The organism is Chryseobacterium indoltheticum, from assembly GCF_003815915.1.
Lineage (GTDB): Bacteria > Bacteroidota > Bacteroidia > Flavobacteriales > Weeksellaceae > Chryseobacterium > Chryseobacterium indoltheticum.
In genome coordinates, this window is sequence record NZ_CP033929.1 from 1,625,912 (window position 1) to 1,641,482 (window position 15,571).

The 15,571-nt window shown below is 32.3% G+C and carries 15 protein-coding genes and 3 tRNA genes; 10 read left to right on the top strand and 8 right to left on the bottom strand.

The features are described 5' to 3' along the window. Positions 1–45 precede the first annotated feature (45 nt). The 3 genes from EG358_RS07690 to EG358_RS07700 all read right to left on the bottom strand — a co-directional run bounded on the left by EG358_RS07690 (position 46) and on the right by EG358_RS07700 (position 423). Positions 46–119 (bottom strand) — tRNA-Arg (locus tag EG358_RS07690). 129 nt (positions 120–248) lie between these two features. Next, positions 249–323 (bottom strand) — tRNA-Pro (locus tag EG358_RS07695). A 13-nt stretch (positions 324–336) separates the two neighbouring features. Next, positions 337–423, bottom strand: a tRNA-Ser gene (locus tag EG358_RS07700). Positions 424–560: 137 nt separating this feature from the next. Here EG358_RS07700 and EG358_RS07705 point away from each other — a divergent pair. The 4 genes from EG358_RS07705 to EG358_RS07720 all read left to right on the top strand — a co-directional run bounded on the left by EG358_RS07705 (position 561) and on the right by EG358_RS07720 (position 5,167). Further along, a complete protein-coding gene (locus tag EG358_RS07705; protein WP_076563116.1) occupies positions 561–1,586 on the top strand; it encodes an N-acetylmuramoyl-L-alanine amidase in 1,026 nt (341 codons plus the stop codon). A gap of 67 nt (positions 1,587–1,653) precedes the next feature. Then, on the top strand, positions 1,654–3,054 hold the full coding sequence (gene aspA, locus EG358_RS07710) for an aspartate ammonia-lyase (RefSeq protein ID WP_076563114.1): 1,401 nt from the start codon (positions 1,654–1,656) through the stop codon (positions 3,052–3,054). Between the two features lie 90 nt (positions 3,055–3,144). Then, a complete protein-coding gene (locus tag EG358_RS07715) occupies positions 3,145–3,999 on the top strand; it encodes a glycosyltransferase (protein ID WP_076563112.1) in 855 nt (284 codons plus the stop codon). Between the two features lie 103 nt (positions 4,000–4,102). Then, positions 4,103–5,167, top strand: coding sequence for a hypothetical protein (locus tag EG358_RS07720; RefSeq protein ID WP_076563110.1), 1,065 nt, complete (start codon positions 4,103–4,105; stop codon positions 5,165–5,167). Here EG358_RS07720 and EG358_RS07725 read toward each other — a convergent pair. From EG358_RS07725 to EG358_RS07735, 3 genes are all read right to left on the bottom strand, one after another. Then, positions 5,160–6,635 (bottom strand): lipopolysaccharide biosynthesis protein, encoded by a 1,476-nt coding sequence (locus tag EG358_RS07725; RefSeq protein ID WP_076563108.1) that lies wholly within the window; start codon positions 6,633–6,635, stop codon positions 5,160–5,162. The two genes, EG358_RS07720 and EG358_RS07725, sit on opposite strands and share 8 nt — an antisense overlap. A 9-nt stretch (positions 6,636–6,644) precedes the next feature. Continuing rightward, on the bottom strand, positions 6,645–7,439 hold the full coding sequence (locus EG358_RS07730) for an FkbM family methyltransferase (RefSeq protein WP_076563106.1): 795 nt from the start codon (positions 7,437–7,439) through the stop codon (positions 6,645–6,647). 104 nt (positions 7,440–7,543) lie between these two features. Next, positions 7,544–8,221: a DUF2461 domain-containing protein gene (locus tag EG358_RS07735; RefSeq protein ID WP_076563104.1), complete on the bottom strand. Its 678-nt coding sequence runs from the start codon at positions 8,219–8,221 to the stop codon at positions 7,544–7,546. Positions 8,222–8,494: 273 nt separating this feature from the next. Here EG358_RS07735 and EG358_RS07740 point away from each other — a divergent pair, with 273 nt between their 5' ends. The 3 genes from EG358_RS07740 (at position 8,495) to EG358_RS07750 (ending at position 12,247) form a co-directional block, all read left to right on the top strand. Continuing rightward, on the top strand, positions 8,495–10,228 hold the full coding sequence (locus EG358_RS07740; RefSeq protein ID WP_076563102.1) for a DEAD/DEAH box helicase: 1,734 nt from the start codon (positions 8,495–8,497) through the stop codon (positions 10,226–10,228). A 222-nt stretch (positions 10,229–10,450) separates the two neighbouring features. Continuing rightward, on the top strand, positions 10,451–11,089 hold the full coding sequence (locus tag EG358_RS07745; protein ID WP_074229593.1) for a DUF47 domain-containing protein: 639 nt from the start codon (positions 10,451–10,453) through the stop codon (positions 11,087–11,089). 15 nt (positions 11,090–11,104) lie between these two features. Beyond that, entirely contained in the window at positions 11,105–12,247 is a 1,143-nt protein-coding gene (locus EG358_RS07750) for an inorganic phosphate transporter (RefSeq protein WP_076563100.1), read from the top strand. Positions 12,248–12,463: 216 nt separating this feature from the next. Here EG358_RS07750 and EG358_RS07755 read toward each other — a convergent pair whose 3' ends face one another. Next, positions 12,464–12,640: a helix-turn-helix domain-containing protein gene (locus tag EG358_RS07755; protein WP_083677113.1), complete on the bottom strand. Its 177-nt coding sequence runs from the start codon at positions 12,638–12,640 to the stop codon at positions 12,464–12,466. Positions 12,641–13,112: 472 nt separating this feature from the next. Between EG358_RS07755 and EG358_RS07760 the strand changes: the two genes are divergently transcribed. Next, a complete protein-coding gene (locus EG358_RS07760) occupies positions 13,113–13,862 on the top strand; it encodes a hypothetical protein (RefSeq protein WP_076563098.1) in 750 nt (249 codons plus the stop codon). 152 nt (positions 13,863–14,014) lie between these two features. Here the strand turns inward: EG358_RS07760 and EG358_RS07765 are convergent, their stop codons facing one another. Continuing rightward, positions 14,015–14,323 carry a helix-turn-helix domain-containing protein gene (locus EG358_RS07765; protein WP_076563096.1) on the bottom strand — a complete coding sequence of 103 codons (309 nt, stop codon included), beginning with the start codon at positions 14,321–14,323 and terminating at the stop codon, positions 14,015–14,017. A gap of 174 nt (positions 14,324–14,497) precedes the next feature. On the opposite strand from EG358_RS07765, the gene EG358_RS07770 reads away from it, so the two are divergent. Continuing rightward, positions 14,498–14,752 carry a hypothetical protein gene (locus EG358_RS07770; protein WP_076563094.1) on the top strand — a complete coding sequence of 85 codons (255 nt, stop codon included), beginning with the start codon at positions 14,498–14,500 and terminating at the stop codon, positions 14,750–14,752. Between the two features lie 5 nt (positions 14,753–14,757). Beyond that, positions 14,758–15,561, top strand: coding sequence for a GLPGLI family protein (locus tag EG358_RS07775; RefSeq protein WP_076563092.1), 804 nt, complete (start codon positions 14,758–14,760; stop codon positions 15,559–15,561). Positions 15,562–15,571: the final 10 nt, after the last annotated feature.

Consider the following 15,571-nt stretch of genomic DNA (forward strand, 5'->3'; position numbering starts at 1 on the left):
CCAATGTAAACAAAAAAACTCACAATAAAAATTGTGAGTTTTGTGTGAGCGCGTCAGGATTCGAACCTGAGACCGTCTGCTTAGAAGGCAGATGCTCTATCCAGCTGAGCTACGCACCCATTTGTAATTTTAAGAAATTACTAAACTTTTAAGCGAATCTTTCAGCTTCGACCGTTCCGAGAATCGGAATGCTCTATCCAGCTGAGCTACGCACCCATTGAATAGTTTTGAGAAAACTACTAAAACAGTCGGGGCGGCAGGATTCGAACCTGCGACCTCCTGGTCCCAAACCAGGCGCGATGACCGGACTACGCTACGCCCCGAGAATAATAAATGCGGAGAGTAAGGGATTCGAACCCTTGGTACCGTTTCCAGTACGCATGTTTAGCAAACATGTCCTTTCGGCCACTCAGGCAACTCTCCATTTATTATGTATTTTTAAAGATCTTTTGTTCTGTTATTGCGAGTGCAAATATAGAATAGATTTCTTTATTTACCAAATAAAATTCAGAAAAAAATTGTGTATTTTTACGCTGATAAATGATTAAAAATTTAAACTAATGCGTAAGACATTATATATCATCGGCTTAAGTATATTCGCTTTTTCGTGTACATCACAAAAAAATATTAAAAAAAATACTTACCGTCCCAAAACAGCAGTCACACAACCAAAAACTGTAACTAATTCTGCTTCTCAGGAAAAAAATAAACCACAAATTACAAAAGAAAGTGGAGCCGAATTTTTCACAACCAATATTGCAGATATAACCAAAAATGATAACACAGCCAGTTACGGTTCTATTGTTTCTGCAAAACCTGCCGGATACAAAGTTGTAAAAACTTATTTCCCTGCGATTGCACAAAATTTCAGACAAAAATATCTGATTTTGCATTATACTGTTTTACCTGATGATAAATCGATAACGGTTCTTACTCAGCAAGGAGTGAGCGCACATTATCTTGTCAATAATTTAGGAGATAATGAGATCTATCAATTGGTAGATGAAAACAAACGTTCTTATCATGCCGGAGTAAGTGCGTGGCGCACAGATAAAAATCTGAATGATACTTCGATAGGAATTGAAATTGTAAATATGGGATACACCGCAGATGCGACAGGCGCAAAGATATTTCAGCCTTTTAGCGATGATCAGATCAAAAAAGTAGCTGCTTTAGCTAAAGATATTGTGAAGAGATATAATATTCCTGCAACCAATGTTTTGGCGCATTCAGATATTGCTCCGGCAAGAAAACAGGATCCGGGTCCACAGTTTCCATGGAAAAAACTTTACGACGAATATCAGATCGGAATGTGGTATGATGAAGCTGCTAAACAAAATTTTCTTACTTCGGCACAGACCGACGTTTCAATGAGATATAATGAGACTCCGTTTATCTTTTTGGTTCAGACTGCATTGCAGAAATTTGGTTACGAAGTTTTTCCTAACGGAAAATGGGATGATGTTACAAAAAAAACTATCGAAGCATTACAATATCATTTCAGGCCTCAGAATTATGATGGGATTATGGATGCTGAAACATGGGCAATTCTTCAGGCTTTAAATGAAAAATATCCTACAAAATAAATTTTAAAGCGCATCTTCACGGTGCGTTTTTTATGAATCAAATATTAAAACTATTAAATACTATTTAATGGAAAATTTCAGACAAGAAAGTGATTTACTCGGTGAACTAAATGTACCGCTAAATGCTTATTACGGAGTTCAGACTCAGCGAGCAATAGATAATTTCAAAATTTCAGGACAGCTGTTATCATCATATCCTGAATTTATCAAAGGTTTGGCTTATGTAAAAAAAGCAGCTGCAAAAACCAATTATGAATTGGGTCTTTTAGATCAGGATTTGTATTTTAAAATTTCAGAAACCTGTGAAGAATTAATCGGCGGATTGTTTCACAGCGAATTTCCGGTAGATATGATTCAGGGTGGGGCAGGAACTTCTATCAACATGAATGCTAATGAAGTGATTGCCAATCGTGTTTTAGAAAAATTAGGTAAAAATAAAGGTGAATACGAATTCTGTTCACCAAACGATCATATCAATCTTTCACAGTCTACCAATGATGCTTATCCTACTGCAATAAAAATGGGATTGTTGCAGATGAACGAAAAATTGGTGGAAAAATTGATAGGAATCGTTGACGCATTCCGTGAAAAAGGAAAAGAGTTTCATGATGTTATTAAGATGGGAAGAACGCAGCTTCAGGATGCTGTTCCGATGACAATGGGGCAAGAATTTGAAGCTTTTGCGGCAACTTTAGAAGAAGATATCTCAAAACTGAATAACAACGCCAATCTTTTTGTTGAAGTCAATATGGGAGCAACGGCAATTGGTACAGGAATCAACGCTCCAATCGGTTATGCAACGCTTTGTGCTAAAAATTTAGCTGAATTGACAGGATATCCGGTTGTTTCTGCTCCCGATTTGGTTGAAGCAACTCCGGACACAGGTTCTTACGTGATTTATTCTTCAGCAATGAAGCGCCTTGCTGTGAAACTTTCTAAAATCTGTAATGATTTAAGATTGCTTTCTTCAGGACCTAGAGCAGGATTATCTGAGATAAATCTTCCTCCGATGCAACCCGGTTCGTCTATTATGCCAGGAAAAGTAAATCCTGTAATTCCGGAAGTGGTCAATCAGGTTTGCTTTAAAGTAATTGGAAATGATCTTACCGTGACTTTTGCTGCTGAAGCGGGACAATTGCAGTTGAATGTAATGGAGCCTGTACTTTCGCATGCGATTATGGAGAATATTCATTTCTTGTGCAATGCTTTAGAAACGCTTCGTGAAAAATGTGTCATCGGAATTACTGCCAATAAAGATGTTTGCCTGAATATGGTAAAACACAGTATCGGGATTGTAACCGCTTTAAATCCTTACATCGGATACAAACAATCTACAAAAATTGCAAAAGAAGCTTTAGAAACCGGTAAAAGTGTTTATAATTTAGTTTTGGAGCAGAACTTACTTTCGCAGGAAAAATTAGATGAAATTCTGGATCCTAAAAATATGCTCAAACCGCACAATAAATAATATTAACTATAATCGGTAAATGATAATTGATGCAAGCTAATTGTTGAATATTATCATTTACCAATTATTATTCATCATTGATCATTTACATTGAAATTTTTAATCATAATTCCTGCACACAACGAGGAAAATAATCTTCCGTTCACTTTAGATTCTTTACAACAGCAAAGTTTTAAGGATTTTAAAGTGGTGGTGGTGAATGATGGCTCGACTGATAAAACTTCAGAAGTCATTAAAAAATATACTGACCAGGATTCCCGATTTGAAACGATTAATCTGGAAAAGTCATTGCATCAACCGGGTTCAAAAGTTGTTGCGGCTTTTAAAAAAGGATTACAGACCCAAGATCTGAATCAATTTGATATTATTTGCAAGTTTGATTCAGATATTATTCTGGCTGAAAATTATTTACAAACTGTCGCAGATTCTTTTATGAAAAATCCTGATTACGGTCTGGTCGGCGGACTTTTATATGTCGAAAAAAACGGAGAATGGGTGTATGAAGGGAATTCAAATAAACATCATGTTCGTGGTCCGATGAAAGCTTACAGAAAGGAATGTTTTCTTCAAATGGGAGGTTTACGAGAAACGTTGGGTTGGGATAATATTGATGCAATTTTGCTTCAAAATTTAGGCTGGAAAGAAATTGTCCTTCCTAATTTACATGTAAAATTAATTAAAGTAAAAGGAGCAGATTATACCATAAAACCAGCAGATTATTACGGCAGATATTTTTATTTTTTAGGCTTAAACCGTTTTCTGACGTATGTTGCGGCAGCAAAAGAAGCTGCAAAAATAAAATCGCCTTCGTTTTTGTTTCAGATTATCAGTTCGTACGAAAAATGCAAATCTCAAAATCTTGAATTGAAAATTTCAAAAGATGAACAAAAGGTGATTAATGAGCAGCGTTGGAATCAGTTTAAAAAGAAATGGTTTAAAATGTAACTCATTTTAAATTTCAATAGGAATGGGCATTAGCCCGTTTAAAAAATAGAATCATTTCATTGGCTTTAGCCTAAACTTAACATCTAAATTTTAAATTTTCATTTTGAAAAAAATAGCTTACATAGAAATTGATACTCATGCAGAAATTGCAACCGACTTTATGGATCTAATGAAAGATTCAAAAGAGTTTTCTGTGGACTATTATTTTTCTGAACGAATTATAAATCAGGTTGATACTCATGGTTTGCCTTTCTTTTTGTCGGATAATTCAATGATTTTAGATCAGCTTAAATCTAAAAAATATGATTTAATAATTATAGGAACGGTTCATCGATATTTCAATACTTTTCTTAATATTACCAATAACTATAAAACCGCTGTCATTGTTCATAATCTCAATTTTTCGAAGACTTCCAAATTAGATTTAATCAAAAATGTTTTAAAGGAAGATATCATTTACCGACTGAAATTATGGTGGAAAGAAGGTTTATTCAATGCTTCAAAAGTGTACAGAAAATCAAAGCACCTTTTGGTTTTGGATAGAGAGTTTTCTTCGCAGGAATATCAATTTTTACCGCTTTTTTATACGAAACCTATTGAACTTTCTGTAAATAAAATATTTACTATCGTAATTCCGGGTGGAGTTTCTCAGAAAAGAAGAGATTATAAAAGCGTAATTAAGGCTATTTTTGATTTAGAAAACAGAATTAAGGGAGGTTATAAACTGAAAAATCCACTTATTGAATTTGTATTCCTAGGAAAAGCTAAAGGTGATGAATTGAAGGAGCTTGTCGATTTGGAACGTTCTCTTGAGCACGTCAATATAAAATATTTTACAGAAAGAGTTTCGCAGGAAGATTTTGAAGTGTGGATGAAAAAAGCAGATGTTTTATGGTGTCCGATTCAACAGCAAACCGAATTTTTCAGCCAAAAAGAAGTGTATGGAAAAACAAAAATGACCGGGAATATTGGTGATGCAATAAAATTTGGTAAAATCGCAGTTTTCCCCGCAAATTATACTTCAGATCTTGATTTTATTGTTGCCGAAAAAGAAAATGTTATTGAACAGTTTTATGAATTGCAGAATTTTAACTATGATTTTCAGAAAGAATACAGCAAGCAAACTGTTCTCGAAAATTTAGAAAACCTTCTTCACAAGCTTACTTAAATTTCAAAATACTTTTAATAAATCTCATATTCAGATAATCTTCAATCGGGAATATTTTAGTGAAATGATTTCCAATAAATATTAAGATTAAAACGACTGCAGGTTTATAGACTAAATTGATGAAATTATTATGAAAAACCGGCAAAACAATTGCCACTGTAATAGCCAAAGTGCAGATAATCGACACAAAGATCATTTCAATAGAAAAAGGCGAAACCTTAAACACGAAATAATTGAAAATAACTTTAATAAGGTTATAAATAGTCACTGAAATTGCGGTTGAAAGCGCAATGCCAATCAGCGAAAGATCAGTGTGGTTGATGAAATACCAGTTTAAGCTAATCGTTAAACCAGCTAATAAAAGCATCACGATAATATTGAACTTGTAATATTTTGAAAGCGAGATAATGTTGCCATTAAAACCGGTCGCTAAATCCATTAAAACTGCAGAACCCCAAATCCAGATTACGGGTTCATACATTCTCAATAAATCTCCTTTGTTCGGCATAAAATGCGTCAAATATGGGAATCCAACCATAATGCAACCAAACAATACAGCTCCCAGGAAATAAATAGTTAACGATGTTTTTTTATGGAATCTGTCGAGATCTTCCATATCTCCATCTGCTAAATTTTTTCGGATGATAGGTGCAGAAATATTAAATAATCCCAATTGCGGAATTGAAATCAAAGAAATAAGTGCCAATAAAATACTGTAAACGGCAATCTCTTCTTCACCAATAAACTCACCAATCATATAATTGTTGATCGCCATATGATTTCCGAAAGTTCCTAAAAATCCAAAGAAACTATAAGCCGCGAATTCCTTATAAAAATTGTCTTTCTTAAAGTAATCTTTGCTGAAATCAAGGTTTATTTTTTCAAGCTTGTTGGTGTAATAGATGTATCCTGAAAGCATTAAAGCAAACATTCCGAAGAAAAAAGCCAATGCAATCTGCTCTGAAAACTGAAAATAAAAGAACAGGCAGAAAGATCCCAGATTTGCTAATTTGGGCAAAAGATTATCGAAAATATTAGAAACAACAATCCTCTTGTAATTGGAGATATATCTGTTGAAAATTGCGCATAAAGAAAGCGTTAAAACAAGCGGAAGAATGTACTTTTTGCTTTCCCAGATTTTCATTTTGGTGAATTCAGGAAAAACAGTCGGAATGAGAAAGAAAATAATAAGAAATACTAAGAAATTAATACCGACCAATCCCAAAGAAAGCGATAGCAGATTTTGGTGCTTATCATCTTCGTGAGCTTTGCCAAAAAATTTCACATTCGAATACGAAATTCCTAATACGACAAAAGGAACTAGCATTTCGGCAGCAGACATAATGTATCTTAGTTTTCCGTAAAAAAAGAGGTCGTTGGTGAAAATAAAAATAGAAAACATCCCGATCAACGTCGCGACGTATCCGATGATGGAATACTTAAAACCCTGTCTTGCAACTACACTCATACTTAGATTTTAATGATTTTTAGCAATGAAAATGATGTTGTTGATGTACTCTGTTTTATTTTTTTCGTCACTGATGTTTTTTAATAGGATTTCTTCCGTCAGTTTTTCGAGGGTAAATGTTTTCCTGTTTAAATAATGCGCTTCAAAGCCCCAGTTTTCAACCTCAGAAATCTCGTTCCAGATCGGTTGATCGTGGTGTCTTTGTTCCATTTCGACCATTAAAGTCGGCTTGAATTTTTGTATTGTTTCTTTTCCGCCAAAAAGGGTTTTCATTTCGTTTCCTTCTACATCAATCTTGATGAAATCTATTTTTTTGATATTTTTAGATTTTGCCCAGTCATCCAGTTTTACAACTTCTACGGTTTCTGTATAGCTGTTTTCTTCGTCTTTCTCTTTGTAAGAAGTATTGAGCGTGCCTCTCGAAGCAACCATTTTTCCTTTGATAATCGGAACTTTAAACTGTGCTGTTGTATTTTCATCAGAAAGTGCCACAGAAGAAATATTCATCGACGGGAAAAGTCTTTTTAGTCTGATGTTGAGTTTTTTATTAGGCTCAAAAGCGTAAATGTTCTTGTGATTCAGCTTGTTTTCAAACTGATAAAGGAAAGTGCCTACATTGGCTCCGATGTCAAAAATTACAGCGTCGTTTTGCAGATATTCTTTAATCCAAACAAGTTCAGGTTCTACATTCCGGCCTGAAAAATTTTCTTTTGTAAGATTTTTTAAACTTTTAAAATATCTCTTTTTATAAAAACTTGGGCTTATGTACTGTAGTTTTTCTGCGAGTTGCTGGTATAAAGACATTGTATGGAAATTTGACGACCAGCAAAGGTAATGAAAAATGTTAAATTGTTGTTAAAAATTCTTAATTGTAATTGTTTGATTATCAGTATTTATTTTGCTGTTATCTAATTCTGAGCATTTGAAATTGAGGTATCTAGAAAATCGTTTAAAGGTTTTGCAGCTTCAAATATCTTAGAAATATTTTTTATTGCATTTTTATCAGAAAGATCTTTGTTGGTAATATTATAAACCCCGATGAAGCTTTTCAGTTTTAAATATTCTGCCATCGGGTCTTCCTTTTCAAATCCCTGCGGAACATTCTTCAACTTGTGCTCCGGGTCTAGTTCGCCGTACACTTTTTTGAAGTCCTTATCTTCTACGGCTTTCAAGAAATCATCTTTAAATAGAGAAATTTCCTTTCTAATTGCCTTTAAAATAGGAGCTTCAGGTAAGTAAATTCCACTTGCTAAAAAAGATTTTCCAGATTCTACATGAAGATAAAAACCTGCTTTGGTATTCATTTTTCCCATTCCGAGTGATGCGCCGAAGTAGGTTTTGTAGGGTGTCTTATCTTTTGAAAATCTGGTATCACGATAGATTCTTAGCAATGATTTTTTGGCATCAAGCTTTAAAATATTTTCATCGAATTTTCCCATTTCGGCAATCAGTTCTTCAGTGAAATCCTGAAAATCTGATTGGGCTTCAAGAAAAATATTTTTGTGATCATTGAACCATTCACGGTTATTATTTTTCTCGATGAGTTTTAAAAAATCGAATATTTTAGGGGATATCTGCGATGCCATATTTTAAATTTTTATCAAATTTAAATAATAATATTGAAAATAGTAAACAAGAAAATTTTCATTATTTCATAATTATTAATGTGCAAAATGTATTATTCAGCAATTGTAATTATTGTTGAAAAATTTTTAAATTAAAAATAAAAAAGCTGTTGTTTTTTTGTCTAAATATAAAAATGATTGTGGTTTTCTAAAATAAAATTATCAATTCGTTAATATTGTATAATTCAATATCCAAATAAAAGCTGTATCTTTGCAAAAATTTTATAATATTTAATGAATTTATTTACGGAGACCAATTTAAGTCCTGATATCCTTAAGGCCATTGGCGAACTGGGTTACGAAAGCCCGACAGAAATCCAAAAACAGACTATCCCTTTTATTCTTTCAGATATTCGCGATCTAATCGCACTTGCGCAGACAGGGACAGGCAAAACAGCAGCGTTTTCGCTTCCGATTTTGGATATGATTGACGATACGAGTCGCAAAATCCAATTTTTGGTGCTTTGTCCGACACGAGAATTATGTCTTCAGATTACAAAAGACATCAAAAATTATTCAAAGTACATGCAGAACATCAAAACTACAGCAGTTTACGGTGGAAGCAGTATTGTGGATCAGATTCGTTCTTTGAAGGAGAAGCCGCAGATTATTGTGGGAACTCCGGGAAGGGTGATCGATTTGATTAACAGAAAGGCATTAGACTTTTCAGAAATTCACTGGTTGGTTTTAGACGAAGCAGATGAAATGCTTTCTATGGGTTTCAAAGACGAGTTGGAAACCATTATGAGAGAAACTCCTGAAACAAAACAAACTTTCTTGTTCTCGGCAACGATGAGCAAAGAAGTGGAGAGAATTTCAAAAAATTATTTGACAAAACCTCACCGTATTTCTGTGGGTTCTATTAACGAAGTTAAGAAGAATATTAAGCACGAATATTATGTGGCTGGTTACCGTCATAAAAAGGAGGCTTTGAAGAGATTGATCGATTCAAACCCGAACCAATATTCAATTATTTTCTGTAGAACAAGAATGGAAACTCAGGAAGTTGCCGATTTCTTGATGCAGAATGGTTATGCAGCAGATGCTCTTCATGGTGATCTTTCTCAGGCGCAGAGAGATACGGTAATGAAGAAATTCAGACTGAAAAATATTGATATTTTGGTAGCAACTGATGTTGCAGCAAGAGGATTAGACGTAGATTCTTTAACTCACGTTGTACATTATTCTTTACCTGATGATCCTGAAGTATTCGTTCACAGAAGTGGTAGAACGGGTAGAGCCGGAAAAGATGGTATCTCTATTTCTTTGATTAAACCTGAAGAAAGCAGAAAATTGAAGCAGATAAAATCGGTTACTAAGATTGATATCGCTGAAGCTAGAATTCCTACAGGTGAAGATATCGTAAAAGCTCAGGTTGCAGGTGTTTTCGAAAACTTACTTGAAGTACAGAAAGATTTCTTTGAATTTGATGATTCATTGATTCCTGATCTTTCAGAATTTACAAAAGAAGAATTGGTGCACAAATTACTTCAGTTCCAACTTAAAGATCTTGCTTTGTATTACAAAGACAAGCATGATATTCTGGAGCAGAAAATGAGCAGCAGAGATGATGACAGAGGTGGAAGAGACCGTGACAGAGGAAGAGATCGTGACAGAGGAAGAGATAGAGACCGCGACAGAGGTCCTAGAGGAGATCGTGACGGAAGAAGCGACAGAGGAGAAAGAAGAGGTGATCGTGGTGGTAAACCAAGACAAAAAGATGAGAACATGACTAGATTTTTCTTCAATCTTGGTAAAAAAGATCAGTTGAAAAAACTAGATGTTTTAGAAATCATCAATAAAGCTACTTCTAGCAAAGGAAACAAAAGAGCGGAAATCGGTAATATTGAAATTCTTGAAAAATTCTCATTCTTTGAGATTGAAAAATCTTATAAAAATGAACTTTTAGGAAATATCCAATCGATGAAGTTTAAAGGAAAAGACATGAGAGCTGAAGAAGCTAACTAATCTTATTCTTACCATATAATTTGAGCCGGCATTTTTTGTCGGCTCTTTTTTTGTAAACACTTGTTTAAGTTGTTGATTCCAAAGTTTATAGAAAAAAGCTGATTGTGCGTCATTTTTTAAGCTGATAAATATTACCTCAATGTGAACAAAAATTAACGCTGGATGCTTTTTGGTAACATGGTTTTTTAAGAAATTTGCACACGAATTTATAAATACTATAAAATGGGCATTGGTAATATTTTCCACGCTTTTCAACCAAAAGATAAAATCTTTTTTGTGCTTTTCGAAAAAGTTACAGATAATCTGGTTGCTATGTCAAACGATTTTAATCACGGAATCAAAGATTTTGATCTGAATGATGATTCTATGCTAAAATTGATGAGCGACTACGAGCACAAAAATGATGAGCTTACTCACGAGATCTTTGTTGAATTGGGGAAAAACTTCATTACACCTTTCGATCGTGAAGACATTCACACGTTAGCTACCGGTTTAGATGATATCGCAGATTATATCTATGCGTCTGCAAAATATATTTTTCTTTACAAATCTCCTTTAATGAAGGCTTATGCAGATTTTTCATTATTGATTCACAAGGCTTGTCTTGAGATTCAGAATGCAATGAAAAACCTTAAAGGTTTCAAAAATATGGAGCAGGTAAAAGAAGCTTGTATCAAAGTAAACTCTATAGAAAATATTGCAGATGATCTTCTTTCAAATTCTATGGTAGAATTGTTTGAGACCAATGATGCGATTAATATTATCAAAATTTCATCAGTATTAAATTACCTTGAAGTAGTAACCGATAAAGCAGAAGATGTTGCCAATACAATTGAAAACATCATGATTAAATACGCTTAAAACAATATAACAGAAATGGATTTTCCTATTTTACTTACGGTTATTATTGCTTTAGCTTTAATCTTCGATTACATCAACGGTTTTCATGATGCGGCAAACTCTATTGCAACCATTGTTTCTACTAAAGTTCTTACACCGTTTCAGGCGGTTCTTTGGGCAGCAGTTTGGAACTTTGCAGCGTTCTTCATCGCAGTTTATATTATCGGAGAATTTAAAATTGGTAATACAATTGCAAAAACCGTCAACGAAAACTTTATTACGCTGGAAGTAATTTTTTCAGGGCTTATTGCGGCAATTGCCTGGAATCTTTTAACTTGGTGGTTTGGTATTCCTTCATCATCATCACATACTTTGATTGGTGGGTTTTTAGGAGCAGCATTAATGCATGCTTTCCTGATGGATTACAACGAAGTGGTAGCAACTCAACCGGATTTGGGAATGTTTGCTACGCTAAAAGAAGCCATGATGAAAGTAACAACCCAAGATGTTGTGAAATTTAGCAAAGTAATTCCTATTTTCTTATTCATATTCCTGGCACCGGTTATCGGGATGATTATCTCAATTATCATCACTTTAATTATTGTTCATCTATACAAAAAATCAAATCCGCATAAAGCAGACAAATCATTCAAGAGACTTCAGTTGGCGTCTTCAGCTTTGTTCAGTTTAGGTCACGGTTTGAATGATGCTCAGAAAGTAATGGGGATCATTGGTGCAGCTTTAATTTACTATCATGTAAATATGTTGCAGGATCCTGTTTATTTAAATATTGCACCTGCAGACCGTTTCAACTATTTCTCTCAACACTATATGTGGGTTCCTCTGGTTTCTTTCATTGCTATTGCATTAGGAACGATGAGTGGTGGATGGAAAATTATCAAAACAATGGGTACGAAAATTACAAAAGTAACACCATTGGAAGGAGTAAGTGCTGAAACAGCTGGAGCAATCACGCTTTTCATCACCGATCACTTTGGTATTCCGGTTTCTACAACGCATACCATTACAGGTTCTATCATTGGTGTAGGTCTTACCAAAAGAATCTCTGCAGTACGTTGGGGAATCACGGTAAGCTTACTTTGGGCTTGGGTGTTAACAATTCCTATCTCGGCGATTGTTGCAGGAATTACTTATTTGGTAATTACGTATTTCTCGTAAACAAAAAATTTTATCACAATACAAAACTTTGTCCGTTTGGGCAAAGTTTTTTGTTTTAAACTGATTGATTTATTAGTTGGAAAATTAAATTATTTTGTAGTTCAACAAGTTTATTGATATGTTCTGGGTTTTTTTTGATCCTAACCAAAATGTTTTCATAACTTACGTTTTCTTTTGTTGAGTCAATATTTTTTTCTTTCAAAAAATATTGTAAATCTATTTGAAAAAAAGAATTATTTTTTGAATTAGAATAAAGTCTATTTTTTCGATAAATCCGTTTTCTATTTTACTAAGATAACTTTGTGAGATTTCTAGATTGAAGGCTAAATCTTCTTGTGATATTTTTTGTTGTTCTCTTAAGTTTTTGACTTTAAGAACTATAATTTTTTTCATAATTGTGTTATATAAAACAAATATATTTATTTAGATTAATTTTTATTCTAAATAAAATAAATTATATTCTTTTTGGAATTGTTGAATTCAAAAAAAATATCCACTTTTAATAAAAGTTTTTTCGCGAAATACTTTGATGTACCAAAAAAATATTAATTTTAAATTTCAAATTTAAGTGAAAAATCACTTAAATTAGGCTTACCATCTTTAGTATTGGTTTTAACTTTTGGCTTTATATTAGCCCCATCCAAAATGGAAGCAAAGGTTGGTCTTGACTCAAGTCTCGGTCCTTGCTTGGAAACTTCTCCAGGACACCGTGAGTGAGTAGTTTATGAGGATGTATATGTGTTTTGGATTAAAATATAACATGAACCAACTGGAGAATGGGTTTCTTGTTAAAGAATAATTCACATAATTATAAAATAAAAGGGCTGTTTTACTGTGTGTAAAGCAGCCTATTTCAGTATATTGTATGAAACAAATAATAAAATTATTCTTCTTCTTATTTTTGTCATTATTATGTTATGGGCAAGAAATAAGAATTATTAATAGTATTGACGATAAACCTATTCCTTACGGTAAAATATATTTAGAAAATAGGTTGCTAATATCAGATTCTTTAGGTAAGTATTTTTTTGATCAGAGACCGGTTGGATTTATTATCCGGGCAAATGGTTATGAGGATAAAAGTATTGTATCACTTAATAGTAATATTATAAAGTTAAAACCAATTTTTAACAATATAGAGAGAGTGGAATTAGGTGAAAATAATTTTAATGTTAGCGATTTGCTTGGTTATAAAAAAGGTAAGAATACTATAATTATTGATAGTAATAAAGAGTTCGCGATTAAAATTATAAATCCTTTTAATTTGTGTCAATTAGAGGATGTTAAAATTCCATTTAAAAAATCTTTGCACAAGAAAGGATATCTAATTTTAGATATTTATGAAGAGAAAAATAATAGGATAGGAGATAAATTGAACTCAAATAATTATGTAATTTCTTTAGATAATTTGAAGAGTGGTAATTCTGTTAAAATCAACGAAAAAATTATAATTGCAGGATCGTTTTATGTATCAGTTATTTGGGTAGAGAATTTATATACTAAAAGTAATATGTTTACAAACAAAGTTTATTTAAATGTAAAAGATAAAAGCAGCTCAGGAAAAATGTTTGTGAGAAAATCTACCTATAATTTCATGGGATATAAAACCATTTGAAGAAGATTCATCATCTAAAAATTCAATTATTCCAGCATTTTCTGTTTCTGTTAAATGTAAAAAAGAATAATAATTGTCTTTATAGTAATAAAAGCTTTGTCTTATTAGGCAAAGTTTTTTGTTTTAAACTGATTGATTTATTAGTTGGAAAATTAAATTATTTTGTAGTTCAACAAGTTTATTGATTTGTTCTTGGTTTTTTTGATCCTGACCAAAATGTTTTCATAACTTGTGTTTTCTTTTGTCGAATCATTATTTTTTTCTTTCAAAAAATATTGTAAATCTATTTGAAAAAAAAGAATTATTTTTTGAATTAGAATAAAGTCTATTTTTTCGATAAACCCGTTTTCTATTTTACTAAGATAACTTTGTGAGATTTCTAGATTGAAGGCTAAATCTTCTTGTGATATTTTTTGTTGTTCTCTTAAGTTTTTGACTTTAAGACCTATAATTTTTTTCATAATTGTGTTATATAAAACAAATATATTTATTTAGATTAATTTTTATTCTAAATAAAATAAATTATATTCTTTTTGGAATTGTTGAATTCAAAAAAAATATCCACTTTTAATAAAAGTTTTTTCGCGAAATACTTTGATTTACAAAAAAAATATTAATTTTAAATTTCAATTAACATGAAAAAAATTATTTTATTAGCAGCTTTCGGAGTTGCTGGATTAGTAAGCGCAAAAACATCTGAGATTGTAGAGAAAGTCGAAATTGTAAATACAGATAATTCTACAAAAGAAACTGTCATAGACAATTGTTATACTGTGACATACGTTTTATCTTGCGGAGAGAGAATATTGGATTCTTATTGTGATAGCTATGATGATATTGAATGTGATCTTATGGTCATTTGGGATGCTTGGGATAATGAACTTTGTTAATTAATATGAAAGAATTAATATCTATGATGTTTTTACTTTCATGCTTTTTAAGTAAGGCACAAAACAATGTTGGTGGAGCAACCACCAACATTGTTTGCAGATATCAGGTTCAGTTTCTAAAAGACACTCTGAATGTAGAAAGTAAAACAAATGAAATTATGGCCTTGCAAATTGGAGGGAATATTTCATTATATAAAAGTGAACAAAAAAGGAAAACAGACTCTTTACGGCATGAATCTATAAAAAATAGTATGCAAAATGCGCAAGATAAAAAATCTGTAGTCATAGACTTTTCGAAAATACCAAAAGTTAATTTGGTTCATGAAGTATATAAAAATGGCGATGACTTAGTTATTTTCGATAATATTATTAAAGATCAGTATTTCTATCCAGCTAATAAAAAAATTGATTGGAAAATAAATGTAGAAACTAAACAAATTGCAGGTTATACTTGTCAAAAAGCTACAGGACAATACAATAATAGATTTTATACTGCATGGTTTACAAAAGAAATTCCGATTTCAGAGGGTCCGTATACCTTTAAAGGGTTACCGGGTTTAATTTTGGAAGTGTATGACACCAATAAGTATTTTTTTATTTCCCTTATCTCCATACAAAGATTAAATGAAGAAATTATACCAATGAATAGGGCGATTAAGACAACTTATAATGATTTTAAAAAGAAAAGAAGAGAGGTAAATGATAATCCTATTGCTGAATTGCAAAAATTGTCAAATAATCCAATAAGCAAAGAAGTTAAAGATAAGGTTATAGAAAATAGGAAACGTAAAAATAATTATTTAGATTAATTGTTTAAGA

Excerpts from the sequence above, each read along its gene's own strand:
- EG358_RS07750 (WP_076563100.1), top strand. The coding sequence starts at position 11,105 with ATGGATTTTCCTATTTTACTTACGGTTATTATTGCTTTAGCTTTAATC.
- EG358_RS07730 (WP_076563106.1), bottom strand. The coding sequence starts at position 7,439 with ATGTCTTTATACCAGCAACTCGCAGAAAAACTACAGTACATAAGCCCA.
- EG358_RS07705 (WP_076563116.1), top strand. The coding sequence starts at position 561 with ATGCGTAAGACATTATATATCATCGGCTTAAGTATATTCGCTTTTTCG.
- EG358_RS07775 (WP_076563092.1), top strand. The coding sequence starts at position 14,758 with ATGAAAGAATTAATATCTATGATGTTTTTACTTTCATGCTTTTTAAGT.
- EG358_RS07770 (WP_076563094.1), top strand. The coding sequence starts at position 14,498 with ATGAAAAAAATTATTTTATTAGCAGCTTTCGGAGTTGCTGGATTAGTA.
- EG358_RS07755 (WP_083677113.1), bottom strand. The coding sequence starts at position 12,640 with ATGAAAAAAATTATAGTTCTTAAAGTCAAAAACTTAAGAGAACAACAA.
- EG358_RS07735 (WP_076563104.1), bottom strand. The coding sequence starts at position 8,221 with ATGGCATCGCAGATATCCCCTAAAATATTCGATTTTTTAAAACTCATC.
- EG358_RS07725 (WP_076563108.1), bottom strand. The coding sequence starts at position 6,635 with ATGAGTGTAGTTGCAAGACAGGGTTTTAAGTATTCCATCATCGGATAC.
- aspA (WP_076563114.1), top strand. The coding sequence starts at position 1,654 with ATGGAAAATTTCAGACAAGAAAGTGATTTACTCGGTGAACTAAATGTA.
- EG358_RS07740 (WP_076563102.1), top strand. The coding sequence starts at position 8,495 with ATGAATTTATTTACGGAGACCAATTTAAGTCCTGATATCCTTAAGGCC.
- EG358_RS07765 (WP_076563096.1), bottom strand. The coding sequence starts at position 14,323 with ATGAAAAAAATTATAGGTCTTAAAGTCAAAAACTTAAGAGAACAACAA.
- EG358_RS07745 (WP_074229593.1), top strand. The coding sequence starts at position 10,451 with ATGGGCATTGGTAATATTTTCCACGCTTTTCAACCAAAAGATAAAATC.
- EG358_RS07760 (WP_076563098.1), top strand. The coding sequence starts at position 13,113 with ATGAAACAAATAATAAAATTATTCTTCTTCTTATTTTTGTCATTATTA.